The sequence below is a fragment of the Verrucomicrobiia bacterium genome, from assembly GCA_035629175.1.
Classification (GTDB): domain Bacteria; phylum Verrucomicrobiota; class Verrucomicrobiia; order Limisphaerales; family DASXHY01; genus DASXHY01.
The window spans coordinates 35600-61874 of record DASPIL010000019.1 but is presented as its reverse complement, the minus strand read 5'-3'; the positions used below and the strand labels follow the sequence as shown (position 1 = coordinate 61874).

The 26275-nt window shown below is 58.5% G+C and carries 23 protein-coding genes; 16 read left to right on the top strand and 7 right to left on the bottom strand.

The window, feature by feature from the left end:
• Positions 1-53: 53 nt before the first annotated feature.
• The 4 genes from VEH04_02925 to VEH04_02910 form a co-directional block, all read right to left on the bottom strand.
• Complete coding sequence (locus VEH04_02925; GenBank protein HYG21710.1) at positions 54-2288, bottom strand: secretin N-terminal domain-containing protein; 2235 nt, start codon at positions 2286-2288, stop codon at positions 54-56.
• Complete coding sequence (locus VEH04_02920; protein HYG21709.1) at positions 2285-2971, bottom strand: hypothetical protein; 687 nt, start codon at positions 2969-2971, stop codon at positions 2285-2287. Before VEH04_02920 ends, VEH04_02925 begins: the two co-directional genes overlap by 4 nt.
• Positions 2972-4339: a hypothetical protein gene (locus VEH04_02915; GenBank protein HYG21708.1), complete on the bottom strand. Its 1368-nt coding sequence runs from the start codon at positions 4337-4339 to the stop codon at positions 2972-2974.
• A 96-nt stretch (positions 4340-4435) separates the two neighbouring features.
• Positions 4436-6154 carry an ATPase, T2SS/T4P/T4SS family gene (locus tag VEH04_02910; GenBank protein HYG21707.1) on the bottom strand — a complete coding sequence of 573 codons (1719 nt, stop codon included), beginning with the start codon at positions 6152-6154 and terminating at the stop codon, positions 4436-4438.
• 327 nt (positions 6155-6481) lie between these two features.
• Between VEH04_02910 and VEH04_02905 the strand changes: the two genes are divergently transcribed.
• From VEH04_02905 to VEH04_02875, 7 genes are all read left to right on the top strand, one after another.
• Positions 6482-7867 carry a DUF11 domain-containing protein gene (locus VEH04_02905; protein ID HYG21706.1) on the top strand — a complete coding sequence of 462 codons (1386 nt, stop codon included), beginning with the start codon at positions 6482-6484 and terminating at the stop codon, positions 7865-7867.
• 9 nt (positions 7868-7876) lie between these two features.
• Complete coding sequence (locus tag VEH04_02900; GenBank protein HYG21705.1) at positions 7877-8923, top strand: hypothetical protein; 1047 nt, start codon at positions 7877-7879, stop codon at positions 8921-8923.
• Positions 8924-9077: 154 nt separating this feature from the next.
• Positions 9078-10079, top strand: a complete 1002-nt coding sequence (locus tag VEH04_02895) for a hypothetical protein (protein HYG21704.1) — start codon at positions 9078-9080, stop codon at positions 10077-10079.
• A 608-nt stretch (positions 10080-10687) separates the two neighbouring features.
• A complete protein-coding gene (locus VEH04_02890; GenBank protein HYG21703.1) occupies positions 10688-11305 on the top strand; it encodes a hypothetical protein in 618 nt (205 codons plus the stop codon).
• The gene (locus tag VEH04_02885) at positions 11302-13587 is read left to right on the top strand and encodes an ATP-binding protein (protein HYG21702.1); all 2286 of its coding nucleotides are present in this window, start codon (positions 11302-11304) and stop codon (positions 13585-13587) included. The genes VEH04_02890 and VEH04_02885 overlap by 4 nt, the downstream gene beginning before the upstream one ends.
• Positions 13588-13744: 157 nt before the next feature.
• Positions 13745-15136 (top strand): PQQ-dependent sugar dehydrogenase, encoded by a 1392-nt coding sequence (locus tag VEH04_02880; GenBank protein HYG21701.1) that lies wholly within the window; start codon positions 13745-13747, stop codon positions 15134-15136.
• Positions 15137-15171: 35 nt separating this feature from the next.
• Positions 15172-15885 (top strand): type II secretion system protein, encoded by a 714-nt coding sequence (locus VEH04_02875; GenBank protein ID HYG21700.1) that lies wholly within the window; start codon positions 15172-15174, stop codon positions 15883-15885.
• A 54-nt stretch (positions 15886-15939) separates the two neighbouring features.
• On the opposite strand, the gene VEH04_02870 is transcribed toward VEH04_02875, so the two are convergent.
• Entirely contained in the window at positions 15940-16212 is a 273-nt protein-coding gene (locus VEH04_02870) for a hypothetical protein (GenBank protein HYG21699.1), read from the bottom strand.
• Between VEH04_02870 and VEH04_02865 the strand changes: the two genes are divergently transcribed.
• The 3 genes from VEH04_02865 to VEH04_02855 all read left to right on the top strand — a co-directional run bounded on the left by VEH04_02865 (position 16211) and on the right by VEH04_02855 (position 19770).
• On the top strand, positions 16211-17041 hold the full coding sequence (locus tag VEH04_02865; protein ID HYG21698.1) for an MBOAT family protein: 831 nt from the start codon (positions 16211-16213) through the stop codon (positions 17039-17041). The genes VEH04_02870 and VEH04_02865 overlap by 2 nt on opposite strands.
• Positions 17042-17678: 637 nt before the next feature.
• Positions 17679-19073, top strand: a complete 1395-nt coding sequence (locus VEH04_02860) for an RNA polymerase sigma factor (GenBank protein HYG21697.1) — start codon at positions 17679-17681, stop codon at positions 19071-19073.
• Between the two features lie 4 nt (positions 19074-19077).
• On the top strand, positions 19078-19770 hold the full coding sequence (locus VEH04_02855; protein ID HYG21696.1) for a hypothetical protein: 693 nt from the start codon (positions 19078-19080) through the stop codon (positions 19768-19770).
• A gap of 13 nt (positions 19771-19783) precedes the next feature.
• On the opposite strand, the gene VEH04_02850 is transcribed toward VEH04_02855, so the two are convergent.
• Entirely contained in the window at positions 19784-20971 is a 1188-nt protein-coding gene (locus VEH04_02850) for a serine hydrolase domain-containing protein (protein HYG21695.1), read from the bottom strand.
• Positions 20972-21253: 282 nt separating this feature from the next.
• Between VEH04_02850 and VEH04_02845 the strand changes: the two genes are divergently transcribed.
• Together VEH04_02845 and VEH04_02840 are read left to right on the top strand one after the other, a co-directional pair.
• Positions 21254-22960 carry an SMP-30/gluconolactonase/LRE family protein gene (locus VEH04_02845; protein HYG21694.1) on the top strand — a complete coding sequence of 569 codons (1707 nt, stop codon included), beginning with the start codon at positions 21254-21256 and terminating at the stop codon, positions 22958-22960.
• Between the two features lie 144 nt (positions 22961-23104).
• The gene (locus VEH04_02840; GenBank protein ID HYG21693.1) at positions 23105-23749 is read left to right on the top strand and encodes an HAD hydrolase-like protein; all 645 of its coding nucleotides are present in this window, start codon (positions 23105-23107) and stop codon (positions 23747-23749) included.
• On the opposite strand, the gene VEH04_02835 is transcribed toward VEH04_02840, so the two are convergent.
• Entirely contained in the window at positions 23732-23977 is a 246-nt protein-coding gene (locus VEH04_02835) for a hypothetical protein (GenBank protein HYG21692.1), read from the bottom strand. The genes VEH04_02840 and VEH04_02835 overlap by 18 nt on opposite strands.
• 40 nt (positions 23978-24017) lie before the next feature.
• Here VEH04_02835 and coaD point away from each other — a divergent pair, with 40 nt between their 5' ends.
• From coaD to plsX, 4 genes are read left to right on the top strand one after another with little or no spacing between them, the layout of a single operon-like run.
• Positions 24018-24506: a pantetheine-phosphate adenylyltransferase gene (gene coaD / locus VEH04_02830; protein HYG21691.1), complete on the top strand. Its 489-nt coding sequence runs from the start codon at positions 24018-24020 to the stop codon at positions 24504-24506.
• Between the two features lie 10 nt (positions 24507-24516).
• Complete coding sequence (locus tag VEH04_02825) at positions 24517-24999, top strand: YceD family protein (protein HYG21690.1); 483 nt, start codon at positions 24517-24519, stop codon at positions 24997-24999.
• A gap of 15 nt (positions 25000-25014) precedes the next feature.
• Positions 25015-25203, top strand: coding sequence for a 50S ribosomal protein L32 (gene rpmF / locus VEH04_02820; GenBank protein ID HYG21689.1), 189 nt, complete (start codon positions 25015-25017; stop codon positions 25201-25203).
• Between the two features lie 46 nt (positions 25204-25249).
• On the top strand, positions 25250-26260 hold the full coding sequence (plsX, locus tag VEH04_02815; protein ID HYG21688.1) for a phosphate acyltransferase PlsX: 1011 nt from the start codon (positions 25250-25252) through the stop codon (positions 26258-26260).
• The last annotated feature ends 15 nt before the right edge of the window (positions 26261-26275 follow it).

The window sequence follows — 26275 nt, the reverse complement described above, 5'->3', positions numbered from 1 at the left end:
GTTGCCAGGCTGCGCCGGGCAGGTTTTGGAACCTGCCGACTGCAATCGCGCAATCAGCGCTGGTTCTGCCGCTGCTCTGCGGCCCGGCGCCGGGCGGCAGCGCGCTTTTCTTCCTTCTCCAACTCTAGGCGCTCGATCTCCTGCACTTCGGCCTCGGCATTGCTGATGCCAGGCATGCTCTTCTTTTCCTGGACGGTTGCCATTGCCGCAATTTCAGGAGTCTTCAGCACGGTAGGCCGCATCAAGACGAGCAACTCGTTGCGCGCCTTCGAGTTGTTTTTGCTGCTGAACAACGCGCCTAACAACGGAATGTCCTTCAACAAAGGCACGCCCGAATCGCTTTTGTTGGATGAATTGCGAATGAAGCCGCCGAGAAGAATGGTGTCGCCATCGTTCACAGCCACTTCGGCCGAAAGCTTGCGGCTCGTGGTGGTGGGAACTTCGCCGACGCCGGTAATCGGAATCGAGCCACTCACTTCGTCGATGGTTTCATCGATCTGCATCACCACCAATCCCTCAGGATTGATGTAAGGCGTAACGGTGAGCCCGATGCCGACCTGCAATTGCTGGTAGGACGAGCTCGGGCCGCCGCCGAAACCGCCGCCGTAGTAAGTACTGGTCACGTAAGGAACGGTGCTTCCGACAAAGATCGAGCCGGGTGTGGCATGCGATGTCAGGATGCGCGGTTTTTGGACGACGTTGATGCGCGAATCCGTCGCCGCAGCGGTCACCACCACGTCCAGGTCGCCTTTGTAACGGCCCATGTAGGTGAGGCCCGAAGATTGAGGAAAGGCACTCCCTCCGCCGTTGGTCGAAACCCCGCCAAAGAAATTCGCAAGCGTTCCCAGCGAGCCGCCGTTGTTGTAAACGCCACCGATGGTTCCCAGCGCATTCGTCTTCGGATGCTGCCCTGCTGTCACGCCGTAATTCAGCGTATTGCCCATGTTCACATCCATGATCACCGTTTCGATCAACACCTGCGAAAGCACGACGTCGAGCTTTGCCACGACCGTCTTGATCATGTCCATGTCAGCGCGTGACGCGAAGATCAGGAGTGAGTTGCTGCGTTCATCGGCAATCATCTTCGTCTTCCCAAGGATCTCGAGGTCGCCCGACGCCGCCGCGCGCTGCACGATGTTGCGCAGGCGATCGGTGAAGCTGCTTCCGGGCGCTGATCCCGCGGCTCCGCCAATCCCGCCGATCCCACCCGACTGCATAGGATTTGCCTGGTTGTAGCCGCCGACGCCACCGAGTCCGCCAGGGCGGTTGAGTCCGCCAGAGGTGTTGCCAACTGCGGGCCGCGTGCTTCCGGTACTGCGGCCAATGCTTGTGCTGCCGCCGCCGCTGCCGCTCAGGCTGTTCAATGCATCAGCAATTTCCGCTGCCTTGGCGTACTTGATGGGAATCACTTCGGACACGAATTCTCCCGGCACGACGATATCGATCCGCTCGATCATTTCGAGCATGCGCTTGATATTTTCGGTGTAATCGCGCAGGACGAGGATCTGTGTGCTTTCAACGGGAAGGATGGAGTTCAATTTCGCGAAGGGCTGCAACGCGGGAACGACCTCCGCCGGTTTCGTGTACTTCAATTGGACCACGTGCGTGAGGACCGGCCCGAACTCAGGCAACTCCGCTGCGCGGCGCGTGTCGGGCGGCGCGGCTTCCTGCACGGCCTGTGGTTGCGCGACCGCCTTCACGAATTTTTCATCCACGTTGATCATCGCAATTCCGTTGAGGCCGAGCACGCTGTCCAGCGCCTGCACGGCTTCGCGTTTCGTCAAAGCTGTTCGCGTTGTCAGTGTGATTTGTGATGCCGGGAGCGTGGAAGGACGGAGCAGCGTGCGATTGACCAGTTCTGAATACACAGTCAAAACCTGTTCCAGCGGAGTATTCCTGAAATCAATCATGCCCGCGGGAATGATTTGTTCGGGGTCGGAAAGCGTCTCACCGGCTGCGGGGGGAGCGCCTTCCGCGGCGGTGGCAGCGGGTGCCGCGCCGGGAACCCTCCCCGCCGGTGGAGCCACCTGCGCGGCCGTGCTGCCTGGCGGTACGACTTCCGCCTGCGGCTCCTCAGTTACTGGAGTTTCTGCGGGAACCTCGATTGCAGGCGGTGCCGTAATGGGCGGCGTGTCAATCAACGCGGGCGCGGCCACAGGCTCAACGGCGGCGGACTCCTGGAACGTGGGCTCTTCCACGGCAACTGTTGCGGCGGGTTCCGCCTTGCGCGTGCTTTGAATGCAGGAGACGACAAATACCAGGAGAAAAATCGGAACAATGGTTTTCATTTGTTGCTGGGGGTCGTGGAAGAAGGTCGCGGAGCCGCTGGCCGCGGGCCCGGTGTCGTGGGCGGTCCAGGGGTCCTGGCCGGTGGCGCTCCGGATGTCGCGGGCGGCCTGACCGCTGTGGATGCAGGCCGTGCGGCGGCCGGGGCGCGGGTTGTCTTTTGATAGCTCGCCACGAGGGTGACGACGGAATTGAGGCTCTGCCGCTGCTGATCCGGTCGAACCGAAATTTCACGGACTCGAATCAGCGAGTTGCCGGAACCCAGATTGTAGAGAAAATCCACGAGCTGTTCCTCCCGCGAGATAAGGGTCACCGTCTGCAGTTGCTCCAAAAAGAATTGGTTCGTGCTCGTCGATGTGCGGGAGCTTCCCTGAAATCCGACGCCGCTCTGCGCTGCCTGCACCTGGATCGTGCGCAGGAAGTGCGTCGCCTGGTCTTCAGGCGGAACATAACCGCCTTCGCTCGCCAGCTTGGCAATGTCCGCCTTCAGCTTCGGTTCCTGGGCGAGCACGCCCTGGCGTGTGTTGTAGTTCGTGCGCGCCTGCTGCAGCCGGCTTCGATACATCGTCAAGTCACCGAAGTGTGGCCAGATCCAGAACACGTTGATCACAACAAAGAATACGAGGCCGACGACGATGACGAACCGGCGTTCCGCGGGATTGAGGCGTGAGAGGTAGCCGTTCATTTATTCGCCCGTCCTTTTGAGATCGAGATCATACGTCCAGCGAACAATCCCGCCGGGCATCACCTGCGTGTGCGGCGGCTCATTTTTCTGCTGATCGAACAACTGCTGCCCGCGAACGACAAACTTTCGCAGGCTGTCGCTGAAGTCGATCACCGCGCCGACCTGGTCGGCCGGGGCCGTTCCACTTAACGACACGCGCCGTCCGCCACTGAAATTCAGCGCATCCAGGGTCAACCCCGCAGGCATTGTCTCGGCAACGGCCTGCCAGCAATCGAGCGCGGCATACTTCAATTCCTGGCGCTGCTTCAACACCTTGTACTGCGCATCCAACCGCATCACATTCGTGTACGATTGCGCCTGCCCCGTATACAAGGTCTCTGCCTTCGTCGTCTGGTAACGCACAAATCCGACTGCGCTGAAATAAACAATGAGGCCAAGAACATAGATGGCGAGCACGGCGCCCAGCCCGCGCATCCAAAGCCGATCAACGAATTGCTGGCGGTACCGCGTGCCAAATTCTGCAGGCAGCAGCGTGGTCTTTGCTTCCGAGGCCGCAGCCCGGCGCGCGGCGCGCGCTGCGAGTTCCGCGGCGGGAAGAGGTGCGACACGTTCCAGCGGTCCACCGAGTTCTTGCTCCAGTGGCTCCAACCACTCCGCTCCCGTCTGGTCATCTGCAACCAGATGCCATTTGGGAGCGCCCGTCAGCCAGCCGTCGAGTTCGCCGGCCCAGGCCATTTGCATGAGCTGGTCCTTGATGCCGATCGCTCCCTGCGCACCTGGCCTGAAGGTGATCAGGTCAACGTTGCGCAGGACACCGCCGTACCACCAGGCCACCACAGCCATCTTCTGCAACCCGCGCGTTTCCGGATAAATCCACGCGCCGTCATCCTTGGGTTCCGTGGCCTGAAGCTGGTCGAGCAGCGGGAGTTCCAATCGGTCCGCCAGGTAACCCTCGCCTTCCAGCCGGCCCAGGAATTCCTCAACTACATTTCGCGAAACGATCAAGAGAATGATCGTCTGCATGTTTCCGATCACTGTGCCGACGGGATGCATGGCCCAAACCGCCTGGGTCACGGGAATCGGCGAAAGCCGTTCCATCTGCAATTCAACCATCGCCTGCGTTTCTTCGGCCGTGGCCTGGGGGAACTGCGCGACGCGAATGAAAACATGCTCGGCTGGCAGCCACGCGATGTTCAATTTCGGCTGGTAAAGCGAACTCCAGCTCTTGGTGGCAAGACCCTGCGGCAGCGGCTCGCCCGCTCGGGCGACATGATCCCCGCGGAGCTTGAATGAACTGCCGTCGAATTGCCATATACGACGCGAGTCCAGCCCGAACTGCAGCACGTTGCACGAGGTCCAGCGGGGCATATCAGGAAGGATTGGCGCGAGTGAATCCGCGATTTGCCGGGTTCAGCAACACGGCGCACAGCCGCCGCGAATCTCGGAAGTTCAAGGAACGGCAGCTCATTTGGAAAGATTTGCGAGGATTTCCGTTTTGTCTTCCATCAGCGCGTCCAGATGTTCCTCGATCTGCGTCACGCGCAACACTTCCTCGATCGTGGTGATCCCGTTGCGAACCTTGTTCCAGCCGTCGATGCGCAACGAGCGCATCCCCTGCTCCAGCGCTCGCGCCGCGATCGTGGACGCCGCCGCGCGGCTGAGGATCAGCGGGCGCAGCTGCTCGTTGAGCAACAGCAGTTCATAGATTGCCAGGCGGCCCTGGTAGCCGAGCTGCCTGCATTGCTCGCAACCCGCGCCATACCAAAACTTTGCCGTGGGAATTTCGTCCTCAGGAAAGCCAATGCGCTTCAGATAATTCGGCTCAACCTTCTGCTCCGTCTTGCAGTGCGGGCAAATGGTGCGGACGAGACGCTGGGCCATGATGGCCTCCACCGATGATGCAACCAGGAATGGCTCAATGCCCATGTCGATCAAGCGGGTGAACGCGCTGGGCGCGTCGTTCGTGTGCAGCGTCGAAAAGACCAAGTGACCCGTCAGCGCTGCGCGAATCGCAATCTCCGCTGTTTCAAGGTCGCGGATTTCGCCCACCATGATCACATTCGGGTCCTGCCGCAGGATATGGCGCAATCCCATCGCGAACGTCAGCCCAATTTCCGGCCGCACCGCAATTTGATTGATCCCTTTCAACTCATATTCCACGGGCTCTTCAATCGTGATGATACGCTTGTGAACCGAGTTGATCGTGGAAAGCATCGCATACAGCGACGTCGACTTGCCTGAACCCGTCGGCCCCGTCACGAGCAAAATACCGTGCGGCTTGACGATCAATTCGCGAATGGCCGACTCGTCATTCGGAGCGAAGCCCAGCTTGTCCAGGCTCAGGAAAATCTTTCCGCGCGACAGCAGCCGCAGCGACGTGCTCTCGCCATAAACCGTCGGCACGGTCGAAACACGAATGTCAATTTCCTCGCCCTTGATGCGCACATTGATGCGTCCGTCCTGCGGCAGGCGCTTCTCGGCGATGTTCATCCCGCTCATCACCTTGATGCGCGATAGGATCGATGCCTGGAAACGCTTGAGCTGCGGAGGCATCGGGGTCTGATGCAGGATGCCGTCGATGCGGTAACGAATGCGCAACTCGTCTTCCTGCGGCTCGAGGTGAATATCAGTCGCGCGATCCTTGTAAGCTTCCCAGATCACCTGGTTCACGAACTTGATGACGCTGGCTTCCTGGTCGCCCTCGGTGATTTCCTTGTCGATGAGCAGCTCGAGCGGTTCGTCTTCCGTTGCGCCCATTTCGTCGAGAGTCTCAGCGCCGACGCCGTAATACTTCTTCAGCGCCTTTTCAATTTCAGCCTTGGGAGCGAGTGCAAACTCGACCGGCGCGCGGGCATCAAAGCGCACCGAGTTGAGCATTGCAGTGTCGAAGGGATTGCTGACAGCCACCTGGACTGCGTTGTCCGTGACGTTGGTGGGCAGGACGGAATATTGAAACGCGACCTTGGTCGAGATGCGGGTGCGCGCCTGTTGGGGGACTTCCAGCTTGGCGACTTCGAGGTACGGCCAGCCGAGCGCTTGCGCAAGTTTCTGCAGGAATACGTCTTCAGCGATCCCGCGTTCCCTGCAAATGAACGTGAGAAGCGATTCCTGTGAGCCATTCTCGACCGCCACCCGCCATGACTTGCCGTGCTCCTCGAATTGCTCGGGAGTCACCAGGCCCATGCGGGCAAAGAATTCTCTAAGTGATAAAAAGGCCATTCAGTCAAAAACGCTCGAGCATTTCCCAAATGATTACACGGCAAGCTATGGAAAGTTGCGGTATGGGTCAAAAGTATTCCCCTTTGATTCATCACTGCCCAACGAGCGCAATTGCCAGACTTGCTGTATCGCAGCCTTCCCTCCCTCGCGTCCATTCCGCCGATCCACGGAAACCAGCCGACAACGTCCCGACGCTCGTCTCGCGAAATCTGCGCTGCATCGACTCGCGCGAAAACAATTCCTCGACACCAACCACGCTGCTCAATAAAGTCGCCGCCATTGAAGGTGCACATGCAGTCTTACATCAAGGCGTTTACAGTTCTCCGATTCCTCGGTCCGCTGGCGATATTTTTCATCGCAACCACATTCCCAGCGCGGGCGCAACTCCTCATATTTGACGCGCGCGTCTCGCACACGAACACACTGATCAACACGCCAATTCTCTACAGCCTCGATTTTACGAATAATTCCGGCCTGGTGCAGAACGTGGTGATCACCAACCGCTTTTCCGCGCCCATCGTTCTCACTGACTTCGGGACCAATCTTTTCAACACTGTCATCTCCGTGGAATCGAATCAGATCGTGGCCGTCGCACAAGTTCCCTTGGGGCAAGGCGGGTTTGTCGATCTCCAGGTCACCTCCACGAATGCCACGGTTCTGACGAACTTCGTCACCTTCAGCCTCCCCGCCACGAATTTTCCGGGCGTGCAGCTGGTCACCACCTTCACGAACGCACCCATTGTTATCAGCGATCTCGCCGTCACAGTCACCGCGCCCTCCGCTCCCGTTCTCGTGAACGACCAATTCAGCTATTTCGTCACGGTTACCAATCGAAGCGGCACTGCCGCTACAGGTGTTCAACTTACCAACACGCTGCCCGCTGGCATCACCTTCCGAAACACCTCCGCTGCCAACCAGCCCATTATCAACGTGGGCGACCTCGCGGCTAATGCAGGACGGCGGTTCCAGTTGTTTGTTCGCGCCACCAGCGCAGGCTCCAAAACCGTTTCAGCTGCGGCAGGAATGTCAGGCGGATCCGACACCAACGCCGCAAACAACGCTGCCAGCGCGACCTTTACCGTCGATGCTCTCGTGACTGGTCAATTGATTGCGACGAATGCCTCCGACATGGTGCTTAACTTTCAGAATGCGCTCATGGAGCAGACTGTCCGGCTGGTAAACATCAGCTCGTCGAACGCGGCGTCTGCCAGGCTCATCATCAACAACCTGCAGCATCCGCTTCGAAACGCCGCCGGAACGAACAGCGGCACGCCGTTCGTTGCCTACGCGGCGCCGCTTGCGCCAGGCGAAGGTGTGAATCTCGTACTCCAATACTTTGTGCCCGCTCGCGTGGCGTTCGATGTTCCGAACGACAGCTATGTTGCTGTTGCGACTTCCACCTACAACGTCAATGTGCCCGTGCCATCCGCTGTCACGATCACCAACATTGTTCAGCTTCCCTCGCAGGACGTGATGATTGAGTTTCCCGCCACGCCGGGCCGGACCTATACGATTTATTACAGCAGCGCCATGGACTTCCCAGACGCAAGAGCCGCGATTCCTCCGATTGTCGCGCAGACGTCCAAGGTGCAATGGATTGATGACGGTCCCCCGAAAACCATCAGCGCCGTCAACTCGACCACCAACCGATTTTACCGCGTGCTCTTGAATCCCTAAGCCCAGGCCATGCTGAACTTCGCTTCCCACAAAACCTGTTACGGCTGGCTCGGCGCCGCCGCCCTGATTTCGGCTTCCAGCTTCAGCACGCACGGGCAGTACGATCCCGATTGGACGCGCAACTTCCGGGTCGGTCTGCTCACCGGATTTAACATCAAGGGCGATTTCAAAATGAATGGCGCCTTTGATATTTCCGGAAACCGCGTTGGCCAGCTTGGAGTAGGCGGACAGAATCATCTATTCGATGACGGCTATGTGCGCGTCGATCGCACGGGCAACAGTGGCGGTTACACGACGTTTTGGGGATACGAACGGCCCGACCAGGTTCAAAGCGGTCAATTGCTGTTCCAGAGCACCAGCTCCTTCGAGGCCGCCTCGAAAGCGAGCGGCGACGACGAAGCGCCCTACCTCGGTTTTGAATTGGCTTACGGCGGTATTATCTGGCGCGGAGAACGCATGCGCATTGGATGGGAATTCGGCTTTGGCCTGCTGCCGATCACGATCTCAGATGACAGCCGGTTCAGTGCGACCGTCCAGCAGAACACGTACGCGTTCGATCTTCCCGGCGGTGTCATTCCGCCAAGTGCACCCTATAACGGTTCAGCCAGCGGTGAGCAGCAGCCGCTCCTCGGAGACGTGGGGACACTGGTTGACGCAGGTGACCCAATGCAGGTGAACGTCACAGGCAGCCGTGAACTGGAAGTGATTCTCTACGCGTTCCGCCTTGGCCCGACGTTGTATTTTGATCTCCACCCGGCGGTCGGCCTAACCGTGGGAGCCGGACCTGCGGTCGGCTTGGTAACTGGAAATTACCGCTACAACGAATTGATCGCTGGCGAGACCCGGAATCGCGGAGATTTCGATGCCTCAGAATTTCTGTTCGGCGGCTACATCAACGCGATGCTCACCTATCACGCGGCTCGCAACGGTGATTTCTACCTCGGGGCGCAGTACATGCCGCTGGGATCGGCAGAGTTCAGCGAAAGCGGCCGGACTGCGAAACTCGATTTGAGCGGCGGCATTTACATTTCGGCTGGAATCAACTGGCCATTCTGAAGTGGACGTGGCGGCAGGCATCCTTGCCCGCCGTGGAACCGAGCTTCCAGCCAGGTGAACCCAACGTTCTCGCGACCAGTGTTGGAATTCTTTCGATCAATCGCATTCCGGCTTTTCCATTTGGACATCCCGCGGCGCGTGCTAGCTTCTCCGCGTGAGCACATTGCTGTTTGGTTTATTGGGCGTCCTGGCTTCAACGAATCCGCCCGCCGCTGCCAGCAACCTCGTGGAACAAACCACGGGCATTCGTGTTCGTGCAGCACAACCAGCCGAGGATCCGCGCGGCGTGGAATTGAAGAAGCTCGAAGCAGATGACGACGCCGCGCTCGAGGAGATCGATCAATGGATCGTTGAGAACAGGAAATTCAAGGAGGAAGGCGCCGGGGTTCCGGACGCTGAATTAAACGCACGCATTCACAAAAGACTCGATGCTGTTCGCCAGGCGTACGAACGGTTCATAGAAAAACATCCCGAATACGCGGATGCCCGCCTTGCCTACGCGAGCTTCCTCGGAGACATCGGTGAAGAGGAAGCGTCGGTTATCCACCTGGAAAAGGCGCGGGATATCGATCCCCTGAACCCCGCCGTGTGGAATAATCTCGCCAACTACCACGGCCACCGTGGCTCGGTGACAAACGCCTTCGCGTATTATGAAAAGGCGATCGAGTTGAACTCAACAGAGCCCATTTACTATCACAACTTCGGCACCACTGTTTTCCTGTTTCGCAAGGACGCGCGCGAATTCTACAACATCGACGAGCAGCAGGTGTTCGACAAAGCGATGTCGCTCTACAGCAACTCGATGCGCCTGGATCCCACGAATTTTCTGATGGCGGCGGACATCGCGCAATCGTATTACATCATCCTGCCCTTGCGAACGAACGACGCCCTTCAAGCCTGGACCAATGCGCTGAAGATCGCTTCCGATGAAGTCGAAAAGGAAGGAGTCCATGTGCATCTCGCACGAGTCAAAATGAAGGCTGGAATGCTTTCCGAAGCCCGGCAGCATCTGGAAGGCGTTCGGCATGAGCGCCATCAGGCGACCAAGGAGCGGCTGCTTCGGAACTTGAAGGAGCGCAGTGAAGGAGCAAGCGCGTCCCGCGAACCCGAAGCCGATCAAAACCTGCCCGCCCCCTCAAAGAAGCCCTCTGGCTAGTTTTCAAGAACACGACCGAGCGGATCTCGCTCAGTTTAAAGCTCCTCCTCTCCCCTACCCTCTCCTGCATTCCGAATGGAAGAGAGGGAGTCCAGATGCAAACTGTCCGGCAACCAGACCGCCCGACAGTCTTTCTCCCCTCGCCTGCGACGCAGGAGCGGGAGAAGGGCCGGGGGCGAGGGTGCTCTGATATCGTCCTGCGCGCGCCCTCGTTCGTGAGGTCATAAGCTCCTCCTCTCCCCAACCCTCTCCTCCATTCCGAATGGAAGAGAGGGAGTCCAGATGCAAACTGTCCGGCAACCAGACCGCCCGAGAGTCTTTCTCCCCTCGCCTGCGACGCAGGAGCGGGAGAAGGGCCGGGGGAGAGGGTGCTCAGATATCACCCTGCGCGCGCCCTCGTTCGTAAGGTCAAAAGCACCTCCTCTCACCAACCCTCTCCTCCATTCCGAATGGAAGAGAGGGAGTCCAGGTGCAAACTGTCCCGCAACCAGACCGCCCGACAGTCTTTCTCCCCTCGCCTGCGAAGCAGGAGCGGGAGAAGGGCCGGGGGAGAGGGCCGCCCAGTGGAACCGAGCCCCTTTGGCACATCCGCTGCTCAGCACGCCGGAGTGACACCCCGGTTATTCAACAGAACGACGCTATGCGCGGTTTGGTTGATCGCAGCCACCGTTGGCGGATTGTCGTTGATGCGTTATGAAAAATCGGTGGGAGCTCGCAACATTACCCCGGAGGTTTGGCCCCAACCCGCCGTGCCAAAGCTCGATGCCACCCGTGATACCCTGATCCTTTTCGCGCATCCCCGATGCCCCTGCAGCCGGGCGAGCCTTGAGGAACTCAACCGAATTCTCGCGGGGCGTTCAGGACAGATCGCAGCCCACATTTTGTTCATGAACCCTTCAGGCGTCTCAAACGATTGGACACAAACGTCCTTGCGTGCCACAGCCGAGAGCATTGCGCCTGTTTCAGTCGCCAATGATCCTGACGGCAAAATCGCCCGCCAGTTCGGAGCCGAAACGTCCGGGTTTGTGGTTCTTTACAGTCCCGAAGGAAAACTTTTGTTCAGCGGCGGGATTACAGCGGGCCGGGGTCAGATTGGCGACAACACCAGCAAGTCCGCCCTGCTCGAGCGGGTCGCCCGCCGCGAAAACGATCCCGTGGGAACACCTGTATTCGGCTGTTCACTCCAATGCTCCAGCACAAATCAGCTGCCTGAAACCACTCAATGACGAACCACCCCACTCTGATGGTTCCGGCGACGAGTTCGTTCTCTGTACGCTCGGACGAATTGTTCGAGGAACAGAAGCAGTCTGTGATTCGGCACACCGACCGGCTGTTCTTCTGGCTGTTGATATGCCAATGGATTGCAAGCGTGTTCATCACGCTCCTGCTCTCTCCGCAGGCCTGGGAAGGACGCACCAGCAGCATTCATGTCCATGTGATCGCGTCCATTGTGCTCGGCGGATTGATCACCAGCGTTCCGGTTTTTTTCGCGTGGAAATTTCCCGGGCAGGCGCTCACCCGGCATGCCGTTGCAATCGGCCAGATGCTCATGGCCGCCCTGCTGGTTCACCTCACGGGTGGACGGATTGAAACGCATTTCCATTTCTTCGGGTCCCTCGCCATCCTGGCTTTCTACCGCGACTGGCGGGTGCTCTTGTCGGCGTCCGCGGTTGTCATCATTGATCACATTGCGCGCGGGTTGGTATGGCCTGAATCGGTCTTCGGCGTCGCATCGGCATCCTTGTGGCGATCCGCCGAGCATGGCGCATGGGTTGCCTTCGAAGTGGCATTCCTCGTCATCTCCATTCGAAAAAGCGTTAGCGAGATGCGCATCGTCGCGGAACGCCAGGCGCGCCTCGAAGAATTAAACAATGCCATCGAAGCACAGGTCGCGCATCGCACCGCCCAACTGACCCGCGAAATCGAGGAACGGACTCAGGCAGACTCCCGCTTGCGCGAGCAGGAACGCCAACTCCGTCACACCCAGCAAGTCGCCCGGCTCGGCGGTTGGGAATGGGATCTCATTCGCGATTCTGTCACCTGGTCTGAAGAAGCGAGCAAACTGTACGGCCAGTCGCCCCAGGACCTCGGCGTCACCATGGAAAAGTGCATGCAACGCGTGCATCCCGACGACCTCGGCCGCTGCCGTGCAATCATGGGCGAAGCATTGCGAACCGGCCAGCCGTTCGTCTGCGATCATCGCGCGTTACTGCCGGATGGCACCGAACACGTGATCCAGGGACGCGGCGAAGTTCTGCGCAACGAAACAGGCCAGCCGATTAAAATGTTTGGCACGGTCCAGGACATCACCGAAACCCGGCGAGCCGAGGAAGCATTGCGTCAGAGCGAGGAACGCCTGAGGCAATCGCAAAAGATGGAGGCCGTCGGACGCCTTGCTGGAGGAGTTGCCCACGACTTCAACAACCTCCTGACAGTCATCACAGGCTATTGCGGCATGATGCTGCACAAGCTTCATCCGAGTCATCCGCTGCGGAAGAATGCCGAGGAGATCAGCCGCGCTGCCGAGCGTGCCAGCGCCCTGACGCACCAATTGCTCGCCTTCAGCCGCAAGCAGGTCCTTCAAACGCGAGTCCTTGACCTCAACGAGATCGTCAAGGGCATGGAAAAAATGCTCCGACGATTGATTGGCGAGGACGTCGAATTGCAAACCCGGTATCAAGGCGATCTCTGGGCGGTCAAAGCAGACCCCGGCCAGCTGGAGCAGGTCATCATGAACATGGTGGTCAATGGACGCGACGCAATGCCGCGCGGCGGAGAACTCGTGATCACTACTGAAAATGTGACTTTCGAAAAGGCGATGCATTTCCGAAACCGGGCGCTGGAGGCTGGCGATTATGTCCTGTTCTGCATACGCGATTCCGGTGTCGGCATGACCGACGAGGTGAAGTCACATCTCTTTGAACCCTTCTACACCACGAAGGGCGTGGGCAAAGGAACCGGCCTGGGCCTCGCAACCTGCTTCGGAATCGTATCGCAGAGCGGCGGCGACATCCATGTCACCAGCGAACCCAACGTCGGCACAACGTTCAAGGTCTATCTCCCCCGCACGTTGGAAGCGATGGAGTCCAACTCGAAGAATGGGCATTCACCATTCCTTCCCAAAGGCGCGGAAACAGTGGTTGTCGTCGAGGACGATCCGACTGTCCGGGAATTCACAGCGTCCGTGCTGCGCGAATGCGGCTATGCGGTGCAGGAAGCAGGCACCGCGGTGGAAGCGCTGCCCCTGATCTCCGCGAATCGCACTCCCGATCTTGTCGTGACGGATGTCATCATGCCGCAGATGAGCGGCAAGGAGCTTTATAACCAGCTTCGCGAACAGGAAATCAAAACGCGCGTTTTGTTCATCTCAGGCTATACAGACGACGCATTGAGCGATTTGGGCGTACTGGATGGCGACCTTTCGTTCCTTTCAAAGCCGTTCACGCCCGCAAAGCTCGCGCAGAAGGTGCGCGATGTCCTCGACACCGCAGTCGCTCCCGCCGCGTAGCGCAAGTTTTCAAACCTGTTCTCCGCCGGCTTCCAAGGCCGCAGGGGTCAAACCCGCGCACGCGGGGCCCCCGTGGATCAAACCATTTCTACTCACGTCATGTCATGAATCGCCGTGTTTGACAGCGCTGCACGGGTCGGCATATTCAGCCCAATCCATGATCCGTAAGCTTTCTGCAGCGGCCTTGCTGCTTATCGGCTGTTCGCCTGCCTTCAGCGCGGACGTCACTCAATTCTTCAACCAAAACTGCGCCAATTGCCACGGCCGCAACCTGGAAGGCGGACAGGCGCCCAGCCTGCTCACCGAGAACTGGAAGCACGGCAACGATGACGCAAGCATCGCGCATTCAATCCGCGAAGGGTATGTGACCAACGGAATGCCGTCGTTCAAGGCCGCCCTCAGCGAGGCCGAGATTCGTGCAATGGTGGTGCTCATCCGCGAGAAGCGCGCCTATGCGCAGCGGGAGCAAGCGAACTTTGCGCGCCCCTCAACCGATCAACGCGTTGCCAGCAAGGAACACGCGTTCCAAGTCAAGACCGTGGCGGAACGATTACGAACGCCCTGGTCCATCGCCTTCTTGCCCGACAAGCGCATGCTCGTGACTGAACTTCCCGGCGGATTGCGAATCATCGACAACGGCGAAGTGCAGCCTGCAGTCGAAGGCACCCCGCGAGTCCGGGCCAGCGGCCAGGGCGGTTTGCTCGCCGTGGGAGTTCATCCGCAATACTCAAGCAACGGCTGGATTTATTTGTCTTACGCCGACGGCTTGAGCAACGGCAGCGCCCTCACCGTGGTCGTCCGCGGCCGCATCAAAGAGAACCGTTGGACGGATCAGGAAACAATCTTTCGCGCCGACGAGAAATTCTACAAACGCGGCGGCGTCCACTTCGGCAGCCGATTCGTCTTCACTGACACTGGGCATCTGTTCTTCAGCATCGGAGAAAGGGGCGACAAAGAAAATGCGCAAGACCTGTCCCGCCCCAACGGCAAGGTCCACCGCGTGTTCGATGACGGCCGCGTCCCACAGGACAATCCATTCGTCAACCAGCCGGGCGCCTACCCAACAATCTGGAGTTACGGCAACCGCAATCCTCAGGGCCTCGCTGCGCATCCCGTCACTGGAGATCTCTGGGAAACCGAACATGGCCCGCGCGGAGGCGATGAACTGAACGTGATCCGCCCCGGAGTCAATTACGGGTGGCCGCTGATCACATACGGCATGGATTACAACGGCACCCCAATCACCGCCCTTACCGCGAAAGAAGGACTCGAACAGCCGATCATCCACTGGACTCCATCAATCGCAGTTTGCGGCATTGGGTTCTACACGGGAGACAAATTTCCGCGTTGGAAAAACAACCTCTTCGTGACTTCACTCGCCGCGCAAGAACTTCGGCGCGTTGTTATTGATGGCCGGAAAGTCACATCGCAGGAAATTCTTTTCAAGGACATCGGCCGCATTCGTGATGTGGTCACGGGTCCCGACGGCGCGCTGTATCTTGCCATGAATGGACCCGATCGCATCATTCGATTGGAACCCGCAGAGTAACCGCTGCGCCGCTGCCTTGACCCTCCGATGCACACATGAAAACGGCGCACGCGAAGGGCTTCACTCTTATCGAATTGCTCGTCGTCATTGCCATCATCTCGGTTCTCGCGGCGATGCTTCTCCCCGCGCTTTCGCGGGCAAAACAACTGGCGCGCCGCACAAGCTGCATTTCCCAGCTGAAACAACAAGGCATTGCCTGGCGAATCTACCTCGACGACGAACGACGTTTCCCTGACCGCCGCGATCTCAAATCCTCGCTGCCGGGCGGTTTCAAACCGTGGACGACAGGATGGCCTGACAAGAGTGACCCTCGCGCGGGGTGGGCCGCATTGGTGTTGAGCAATCAACTGCCTTCCGTCTCAGTCTGGAATTGTCCCGGAGCGCAACTGGCGTCGTTCGCGGATGCAGAACAGGCGGTGCAGCACGTTCACTCTGCTTCAAACGCGCCCACAGTTCGCTATTGGATGTGGCGATTCGATCGCATCGATGACCCGATTCCCGACGATAACTTCTGGGGTCGCAGCGAGCATGATGCATTTATGCGGGTGAAGGACGCTGGCAATCCCACGGTTGGAATTCCGAATGGCCCCTCCGAAGTGGAACTCACAGTTGACGTCTATTTTCCTGCGCCCATTCCTGCAGTTCCCGCCTCGATGAAAGGGCGCAGCGCCCATGCAGGCGGGCGCAATCGCCTCATGCTGGACGGTCATGTTCAATGGCTGAAAGATGCGCGAACGCCGCGCAACTGATCGGCGGAGAATTCGCCTTCACGCGTGACGGCACCGCCCCGCACCGGTCTCATTTCAAACCGGCATGAACAAACCCGCGCTGTCACGAAGTTTTCCCGCCTGGTCCGTGACGGGCATCGCAGGCGCGATTGGAATCTCCGTCGTCCTCCATTCAACAATCCAGATTTGCGCGGCAACTGCATTGATCGTGTGGGCGGCGTCAATGCTCATGCTGTTCCTGTTGGCAACGCATCCAGCAGGCGCCCTATTCGCTGTCTTGGCCTGCGGATTGTTGCTGTCCGTGCCATGCCTGCTTCGCGAACCGCCGCTCATTCGAGGACTGTTCATGCTGATGACTTCCGTGGCGTTCATTTCAGCTGCTGCGCTCGCGATGGTTCCGCCGATTAGAAATCCCCGCGCTCGAATTGCCTATCTTTTCACCTGGGCAGGCCAGCAGTGCTTCGTGCGCTTTGAACGCCGTCTGGATCGAAAGGCACTGATTCACTTTCTGATCGCGACGGCCGTATTCGCGCTGACAATCGGACTCACGAAAGCAGCTTCGGCGAAACCTGGCTTGCTCATCCTGCGTTGGATTGGCGGGGGAATTTTGATTCTGGCATTTGCCGAAATGCTCACGGCTGCTCTGCCGCTTGTCGGCGCAGTCTTCGGGACAACGATACCGACATTGATGCGCTCACCCTATCTCTCAACTTCGATCACGGAGTTTTGGACGCGCCGCTGGAACATCTTCACCTCGGAAAAAATCTTTCGCGCTTATGTGTTCGATCCGCTGAAGCATCGCGCGGGCCCGTGCTCAGCCATGTTCGCCGCCTTTGCCCTCAGCGGCGTCATTCACTTCCTCCTTGCCTGGATGGCGCTGGAACGCTGGTGCATTTCCCTCCTCTGGCTCGCGTTCTTTGTCGTCCAACCGCTGTTCATCCTGGCAGAACGCGGAATGCAGCTACGCCGATGGCACACTCCTGCCCGCCGCGTCTGGACGTTGTCGGCGCTGGCCGTCTCGTCACCACTCTTCGTTGAACCCGCGCTTCAGATTATTGCGCCGAGTTGGGGATCAACCTGGCAGGTAGTCACGCCCACCCTCGTTGTTACCGGTTTTCTCATCCTCCTCAGCAGCGTGCTCTCTCTTGCATCACTCGCGTCGCACCGCAGCAAATGAAAAATGAATAGACGTGATAAACATTAAGGGCGCTGTGGCGGAGGAAGGTCTCCTTCCAGAAAGAGTTGTCGTCAGTTCAAGGAACCACGAAGGGGTCAGTCCTGGACTGACACGTTTTTCTTCGCGAAAGAACCAGACAGATGAACCTAAATACGGCCGCTCCAGCAAACTCGTTAGCCGTTTCCGTTTCGACTGGTCTGCCCCTTCTCGATAGCAGCAATATGAAGCCCCGAAATCGTGACGCTGCTGTCGTCATCAAACCAAACGACCACCCGACTACCCTGCGGGTTCGACCCACCATGATCTGCTGTCGTGACTGGGTAACGGCGACCACTGGTGGTGACAATTGTGAATGGCTCAAATGGGACCGCTTCCAAGTGCTGGCGAACATCTCCAATCATGATGCCAATCTATGGGGGCGCAGTACGCCGGGCAAGTGCCTTTGGACTGGCAAGAAGCGTCCGCACGCACGGGGCCGGCGGGTCTGAAGTTTAAGACCTGTCGGTTCGGGGAGTGACAGCTGGTTCTCCGCCCTCACGCAGCCGTTTCCTGAACGACGACGCATCCTGCCATCGCTCCTTTCGAATCGCTGAGTGATTCCTGTCGGATTCCTAACAACGCGGGTACTGTCTATTGAGTGAACAACCAAACGGACGAGCAACTGTTGACGGATTACGCCGAGTCGCGATCGGAAAGTGCCTTCGCTGAGATTGTCCGCAGGCACGTCGATTTGGTTTACTCGGCCGCGCTCCGCATGGTGGGCGACGCCCACGCGGCAAAGGACGTCGCGCAGGGAGTCTTCGTCGCGCTCGCTGCAAATGTCCAAAACGCCATGGGACGGCCCCTGGCCGGCTGGCTGCATTGCACCGCGCGCAATCTGGCCGCAAAGGTAATCCGGACAGAGGTCCGCCGCAGAGCACGGGAACAGGAGGCAGCCACCATGAATGACTTGCCCGCACCATCGCCTGAGTTGTCTTGGGAACGAATCGCCCCGCACCTTGATGCTGCGCTCGGAGAACTCCCGGAACCCGATCGCAACGCGGTGCTGCTTCGCTACTTTCAGAATCAAGATCTGCGAACGGTCGGAGTGGCCCTCGGAATCAGCGACGATGCAGCACAGAAGCGCGTGAGCCGCGCCTTGGAACGTCTTCGCGATATCTTCGCCCGGCGCGGCGTCTCCATCGCAAGCAGCAGCCTCGCAGTCGCACTGTCCGCTCAATCAGTTCACGCCGCGCCCCTTGGTCTCGCAGCCGTGATCTCGGGTGTCGCAATCGCCGGGACCACCGCATCCGCATCCACCTTCATTGCCGCAACAAAAATCCTCGCCATGACCACAATTCAAAAAACCGTTGTCACACTCCTCGTCGTCGCCGGCATCGCGACGCCCCTTATCATTCACCAGCGTTCGGCAGCGAGGGAGCGCGCCGCTGCGGAAGCCTTGCAGGCAGAGTCGGACCGGCTGCTCCGAATGCAGGCCGAGGAGGATCGCCTTGCGGCCGCTGCAGCCGGAAGTCACAATGGCAACGGGCGCGCTGACGAACTGGAACGCCTCCGTACCACGGCTGCCAAACTCCGTTCGCAATCCAATTCGCTAGCGCCATTGCGTGCTGAAAAAGCGCGCAACCAGGCAGCCGCGAATCTTCCGGATGTTGAACCAACGGAAGCCGAGCAGCAGCAAGTTCAGGCAGCGATGGCTGAGAATAAGAAGTGGCTGATGGCTTCTTACATGTATTCGCGAAAAAACAACGGGCAGTTTCCAAGTTCGATGACAGCACTGGACCCAAAGCAGCCAACCGCGCCAGGCAGTTCAACCGCGAACCAATTTGAAATCGTTTATCAAGGTGCGATCAGCGCGGTTCGAACACCGCAGAAGGTCATTGTGATGCGGCAGAAGGAACCCATTCCGTACGGGAATCGTTGGGCAAAGGTTTATGGGTATGCTGATGGCCACGCCGAAATGCATGTGCAGGCAGGCAAAGACTTTACCGAATGGGAGCGGCAGCACATCGGCACTAATGCAGGCCAACCGTGAGCGCATGAAGAAAACAACGCTTTGCCTGGCGGGTTTGATTGTTTGTTCGGCGGCCATCGTCTCGTGGCGCATTCATCGAAACTCCGTCGCTGCAATTGAAGCCACGGATGCGGCCAGAATGGAAGGGGAGGCACAAGCGGCTGAGATTCAAAGGCGTTCTGCAGCGCTGTCCAGCCAGCTTGCGCAAGAGTCCAGTTCTCACGGCCTTTCGGAGACGCAGCTGAGGGAACTCCTGCGCCTTCGCCATGAAGTGGGACAACTGCTCGCGGGAAAGCTGGAGATTCAACAACTGCAGGCAACCAATCGCCTGCTGGAGGCTGCGCTCCCCGAATCCCAACGAGCGTCAACCGCGACACGCTGGGATCGAGATCAACTGCAACCCGCAGGATACCATGATCCCGAATCAGCAATGATCACGACCCTTTGGGCGCTCGGACAGGACGCAGATCCCGGAACCTTTTCCGCTGTCAACGAAACCAACGCCCTCCATTCGGCGGAATATCGTCGCAGAATAGGCGAACTGCTGAACCCGGCTGAAGCGACAGGGATCACCCTGGTTCAAAAGAAGGAGACAGCTGCGGGTGAAGTGCTCCTGGATTTGTATTATGAAGGTGAAGGGAAAACGCGACGGTTCCTGATGAAGCAAGTAGACGGTTCGTGGCAGCTGGCGGATTTGGTTTCGATCACCGCCAATTGAACCGCTGCGCTCCTCAGCGGATTTGCTTCAGCAGCGCATAAAAGATTTCCACGTACGCATCGGCCTTGTCGCTTGCGCCGTGATTGTAAACGATGACCGTGCCGGTCTGCGACTCCGGGCAGAACCACATGTTGGATCGAGATCGCCCACTGTAGCCGCCGTGATAGATGCTCCGCTCGACCGTTCGCCCCTGCGCGTCCCGCTTGCATTCGACCTCCCACGCGAGCGCAAACGGATCGTTGCCACGCGGTCTGTGCAACAATTCAAAAGAATCGCGGTTTAATAATTTGCCATTGCCGTTCGCGCCCTGGATGTTGAAGTCCACAAATCGCAAGAGGTCCACAATCGATGCATACAGAAATCCTCCCGGCGATCCAAAGGGTGGTGTTCCAAATTCGCCGGGATTTGGCTGAATGCCCCGCGTTCGGCCAAGAAAGCCTTTTTCGTGACCCCAAACAATCGCAGCCGGTTCCTCCTGGGGAACGATTCCAAACTGAAGGCTGCCGAGGCCGAGGGGTTCCCAGAGTTCCTGCCGCACGAGCTCTTCCCATGCCCGGCCTGTCACCTGTTCCATCATGCTGCCCGCGACCAGGAATCCATCGTTGCAATAATACGCTTCGGTTCCCGGACGATGGCGAGGAGGATCCTTCAGAACCTTTGCAGCGAACAAGCGACGTTTCTCCGTTGCGCTGAGATGCGTGTGATCGCGATGCCACTGAGCCCAGCGTTGGTTGATGCGCATCCATTGTTCCAACCCCGATTGATGGCGGAGAAACATCTCGAGCGTCACGTCAGCATAGTTGGAACGTATCGAAGGCAACAGGTCCGGAAATATTTCGCGGATGCTCATGTCCCAGCGCAGCTTTCCCTGTTCAACGAGAATCGCTGCGACCGTCGCGGTCATCGGCTTCGCGCAGGAGGCTATATCGAAACGATCCTGCAGCGTCGCCCAATTCCCTGAGCCCACCTTTCGCTCGCCTGCCATTCCGAGTGCGACGATCCTTCCGTTCTTTACAATTCCAACGCCGAGCGCAGGCAGATCGTATTTGGCGCGGAAGGTCTCAGCGAATTCATACAAATCCTGAACGTGGGGAAACGCCTCAATGCCAGGAGATGTGCGCGGATGAGGTTTTTCGGCCCGGCACGAAGGCGACAGCAGGACGCATCCGCAGGTCAGGGCGAGCAGGAGATATCGTGTCATGGCAGCTGGGTGGAACGTCTGGATGCTGGCTGGGCCAGCGAGATCAGGCAAGAAGAGTTCCGGAAATAAGCTCCTCCTCTCCCCGGCCCTCTCCTCCACTCCGAGTGGAAGCGAGGGAGAGCAAACCGCTGCTATCCTGGAATAACCCAGCACACTCGTTTCTCCTATCATCTGCGCAACACGAACGGACGAGAGCCCATTTACGGGATCGAGATCACTGTGGTTCCGCGAAGCGCGTGTCCGCTTGACGGCAGGTGCAACTCACCTAAGCTCTGGCATCCTATGAACCCCCGCTCGCTCCGGAGTTTTGTCGCTGCACTCATACTGGCGTCCGCTGTTTCTCTCCCCGGACAGACTGCTTCAGTTGGTGAAACAGGAATCCCAAAGGGCGAAATTCTGAAATTCAGTTTCGATCGGTCCAGAATCTTTCCCGGCACTGAGCGTGATTACTGGATTTACGTCCCGGGCCAATACAATCCAGGAACAGTCGCGTGCGTTTACGTCAACCAGGACGGGATTCAATGGCAGGCACCCGCAGTTTTCGATCGTCTGATTCATGCAAAGGAGATGCCTGTCACGATTGGCATTTTTGTCACGCCCGGGCGGGTGAAGGCGTCAGATACCAACACTGCTCTCGATCGTTTCAACCGCAGTTACGAATACGACGGACTGGGTGACAACTATGCGCGATTCCTGATCGAGGAATTGTTTCCCGATGTGGAATCGAAGAAAACCGGCGACGGCCGTGCCATTCGTTTATCAACGAATGCAAACGACCGCGCCATTGGCGGGTCGAGCAGCGGCGCGATTTGCGCCTTTACCGCTGCCTGGGAACGGCCCGACGCCTTCAGCCGCGTGTTCAGCGCGATAGGCACCTACGTTGGCTTGAGGGGCGGCGATCGCTATTCAACCCTGGTTCGAAAGACGGAACCAAAACGAATCAGGGTCTTCCTGCAGGACGGCTCGAGCGATCTGAATATTTATGGCGGGGATTGGTGGATGGCGAACCAGGCGATGCAGCGCGCGCTCACGTTTTCCGGATACGAGGTCCAGCATGTTTGGGGGGAAGGGGGACACAGCGGCGCCCATGGCACTGAAGTGTTTCCGGACGCGATGCGCTGGTTGTGGAAAGACTGGCCCGAACAGGTTGGCAAAGGCAACGGCTCGCAACAATTACAGGCCATTCTGATTCCAGGCGAAGAATGGGAACTTGTGGCTGAAGGGTATCGACTCACTGAAGGCCCGGTTTCGAACGCCAAGGGCGAAGTGTTCTTTACTGACATTCCCAGCAGCAAGGCATACCGCATTGGCCTCGATGGAAAAGTGGCAGAGTTCATTTCCGATACAAAGCGCGCGAACGGCCAGGCATTTGGCCCAGATGGGCGGCTCTATTCAGTTGCCACGGGCGAGCAAAAAATCCTCGCGTACGATGGCGAGGGCGGCAGCCCGACCGTGATTGCCGATGGAATTGCGGGCAATGACATCGTCGTGGCGCGAAATGGAAACGTCTACGTCACGAACCCCGGATCGAACAACCGCACGCCGAGCAAGGTTTGGCTCATTCGACCTGATGGCTCGAAAACGGAAGTGGATTCCGGCATTCGTTACGCCAATGGCATCATGCTCTCACCCGACCAATCGCTGCTGTATGTCGCCGACTACTGGTCGCACTGGGTTTACAGCTACAAGATTCAACCCGATGGAACCCTCGGGATGAAGCAGCGCTTTTACTGGCTGCACTCGGCAGATGGCGCCGACGATTCGGCTGCCGACGGTTTGCGGGTGGATCGCGATGGACGGTTGTATGTCGCTACCAATCTTGGAATTCAGGTTTGCGATCAAGCCGGCCGGGTGAACTGCATCATCCCCACCCCCAATGGCCGCATCACCAACCTGTGTTTTGGCGGCGAGAAGTTCGATGTCCTTTACGCAACCTGCTTTGACAAGGTTTATCGTCGCAAGGTGAAAACCCAGGGCGTTCACGCATGAGCGGCTCCGCACAAACCCTCAAACCCGCGACTCTAAAAACCGTTTCAGCAACAGCGGTGCAGCCGCCATCGGGTCGAATCGGTTGCCACGCCGGATTTTCTTCGGCCGCGAATACGGCGTTTGCACGCTTCAACTCCTGCTTCAATGCGTTACCGCCTGCTCATCTTTGATTCTGACGGAACCCTTGCCGACACCCTGCCGTGGATGCGGAGTGTGTTCAATGACCTGGCAGAGGTTCACGGATTTCGCCGCGTTGAGCCTCATGAATACGAACAGTTCAGGGACCTGCACGGTGGTGGTTTGATGCGCGCCCTCGGGCTGCCCTTATGGAAATTGCCGCGCGTGGTCAGCGATATGCGGCGTCGCATGGCGGAACGCCCGGAACCGTTCGAGTTGTTCGCCGGGATTGGAGACGCGTTGGACCGGCTAGCGGCAGCGGGCATGCGGATCGGGATCGTGAGTTCCAATTCGCGGTTGAATGTCGAACGGATCCTCGGGCACCACGCGGCCCGCGTTCATCATTGGGCATGCGGGGCATCAGTCTTCGGAAAGGCGGCAAAAATCCGCGCTGTCATTAAGACCAGCGGGATACGGAGCCAGGAGGTTCTCTATGTGGGGGATGAAGTCCGCGATGCGATCGCGTGCGGTAAGGTGGGCATTCATTTCGGGGCGGTCACCTGGGGCCAGCACAGCGAGGCCGCGCTCCGACAGCATTCGCCCGTCGTGCTGTTTCATTCTCCCGAACAAATGGTCGAATGGATCTGCTCGGGATCAAGCGGGGCCCGATAAAAAAGCCCGCGCCACATCGGGCGCGCGGCGAAGTTGAAACCGTGATGCGCTTGCTCTAGGGACGGCGGACGAGACGATCGCAAACCCGCCCAACGCGAACAGCGCCGAGGTCGCCGACTCAGGAACCGTCACGCTCAGCTCAGGTTCGCGACCTGCATTTTCCGAACTGCCGAATCCAAGGAACGCCGTCGGCCCGGCGGTTTCCGATGTCACAATGAACGTCATCACGGAGTTGTTGTTGCCGTTAAGAGTTGTTACAGTCCGCCGCATGCGAACGGCGATTTACCCCGGGAGTTTCGATCCGCTCACCAATGGGCATTTGGACGTGATCGAACGGGCAGCCAAGCTGTTTGACCGCATCGTCGTCGCTGTCGCCACCAACGACAGCAAACAGGCCTTGTTTTCAATTCCCGAGCGGGTAGCCCTCGTGAGAAGCGCGGTAACCGGGGTGCCGGGGGTGGAGGTGGACACGTTCGAGAACCTGCTCGTGAATTACGCGGAACGCCAAAAGGCCCACGCCATCATTCGCGGCCTGCGCGCTGTATCGGACTTTGAATTTGAATTCCAGCTGGCGCTGATGAATCGTAAACTGAACGAACGAGTCGAAACGATTTTCATGATGCCCAAGGACACCTACACGTTCCTGAGCTCGCGCATCATCAAGGAAATCGCTCGTCTGGGCGGAGACATCAGCACGTTTGTGCCGGAAAACGTGCGGGTCGCCCTGATGCAGAAGTTGAAACAGATTCCGGCTTGAGCAAACGATTATGCCGCTGCTGTTAAACCTCCGCCACGTGGAGGACAAGAACGTGCAACTCCAGGGTGAACTGCCTGCAGAGGAGCTTGAATTGGACGTCCGCGACGAGATGGTGCGGGCGGAAAAGCCGCTGGAATATGACATTGAAGCCCAGAAGCTGGATGACAGCCTCCTTCTGCAGGGTTATCTCCACTTGCCCTTGTCATGCCAGTGCGTGCGCTGCCTCAAGCCGTTTGATTATGATCTGGACCTCGAGAACTGGACCGCCCACCTGCCCCTGGAGGGAGACGAAAAGGTGGCAATCTCAGGCGATTTCGTGGACTTGACGCCCCATATGCGTGAAGATATTCTCCTCGAGTTTCCGCAACATCCGTTGTGTGAGGCGGATTGTCGCGGCTTGCCAAAAACCGACTCTGGCAAGTCTAACACCAGCGATTCCACAAGCACGGCTGAGCCGTCTGCGTGGGCGGAGTTGGATAAACTGAAGCTTTAAAGATCGAAGAATTTTATGGGCGTCCCAAAACGTAAACCGTCGAAAAGCCGTCAGCGCATGCGCCGTGCTTACAACAGTGTCATGACCCTGCCCCAGCTGAGCACCTGTCCGCAGTGCGCTGCCCCCTACATCCCCCACCGGGTTTGCCCCGCCTGTGGTTTTTATAAGGGTCGCCAGGTTCTCACAGTCACTGCAGGAGTGTAATTCAGTTAAGAGCGCGAGGGCCCTTCGCTCCGCGCTCTTTTCTATTATGCGCATCGCAGTGGATGTCATGGGCGGCGACCACGGCAGCGCTGTCGTCATCTCTGGCGTCAAACAAGCATTGGAATCAGATCGGGCCATCCAGAAGATCTTCCTCGTCGGTAACGAAACGGAAATCCAACGGGGGCGCCAGCAGTTCCAACTCTCCGATGCCCGCGCCGAGGTTGTCCACGCCAGCGAAGTCCTGACGATGGATGACAAGCCCCTGGAAGGCATCAGACGCAAGAAGGATTCCTCCATGGTCCGCGCGATCGAACTTGTGTACGAGGGAAAAGCCGACGCGGTGATCTCCCCCGGAAACACGGGCGCACTTGTGGCGGGATCCATGAAATTGCGGCGCCTGGAAGGCGTCAAGCGTCCCGCCATCGCCGTGCGGATGCCGTCAAAAACAAGGGATTTCGTCCTGCTCGATGCCGGCGCGAACGACGTCTGTGAACCGCTGCATCTCGCCCAGTTCGCCGTCATGGGCAATATCTACGCGCAAAAAATCCTCGGCTTGTCCAAGCCGCGTGTCGGCGTCCTGAGCAACGGCTCGGAGGAAACGAAGGGGAACGACCTCACGCGCGGCGCCGCGCGCCTCTGCTCGCAACTCGACCTGAACTTCATCGGCTATGTCGAGGGATTCGATCTTTTCGACGATGCGGTCGACGTTGTGGTGACAGACGGCTTTACGGGCAACGTTGTTTTGAAAACGGCGGAAAGCCTCAGCCGCGCCATGATGCATTTATTGAAAACTGAACTGAAGGCAAATCCTGTGCGCCTGCTGGGCGCGAAGCTTTCGCAGGGCGCGTTCATGCAGTTGAAAAAACGAGTTGATCCTGAAGTCTACGGCGGCGCGGTGTTGCTCGGATTGAACGGCATCGTCATCAAGGCGCACGGCTCCTCCCGCGAGCGGGCCATCACGAACGCCATTCGCGTCGCCACCGAAGAAATCTCCCACGGAGTCAACCAGACCATTTCCCAGGAAATTACCCGCGCCAATGAACGGCTCGGGACTTGAAACATTCCCGTTTGT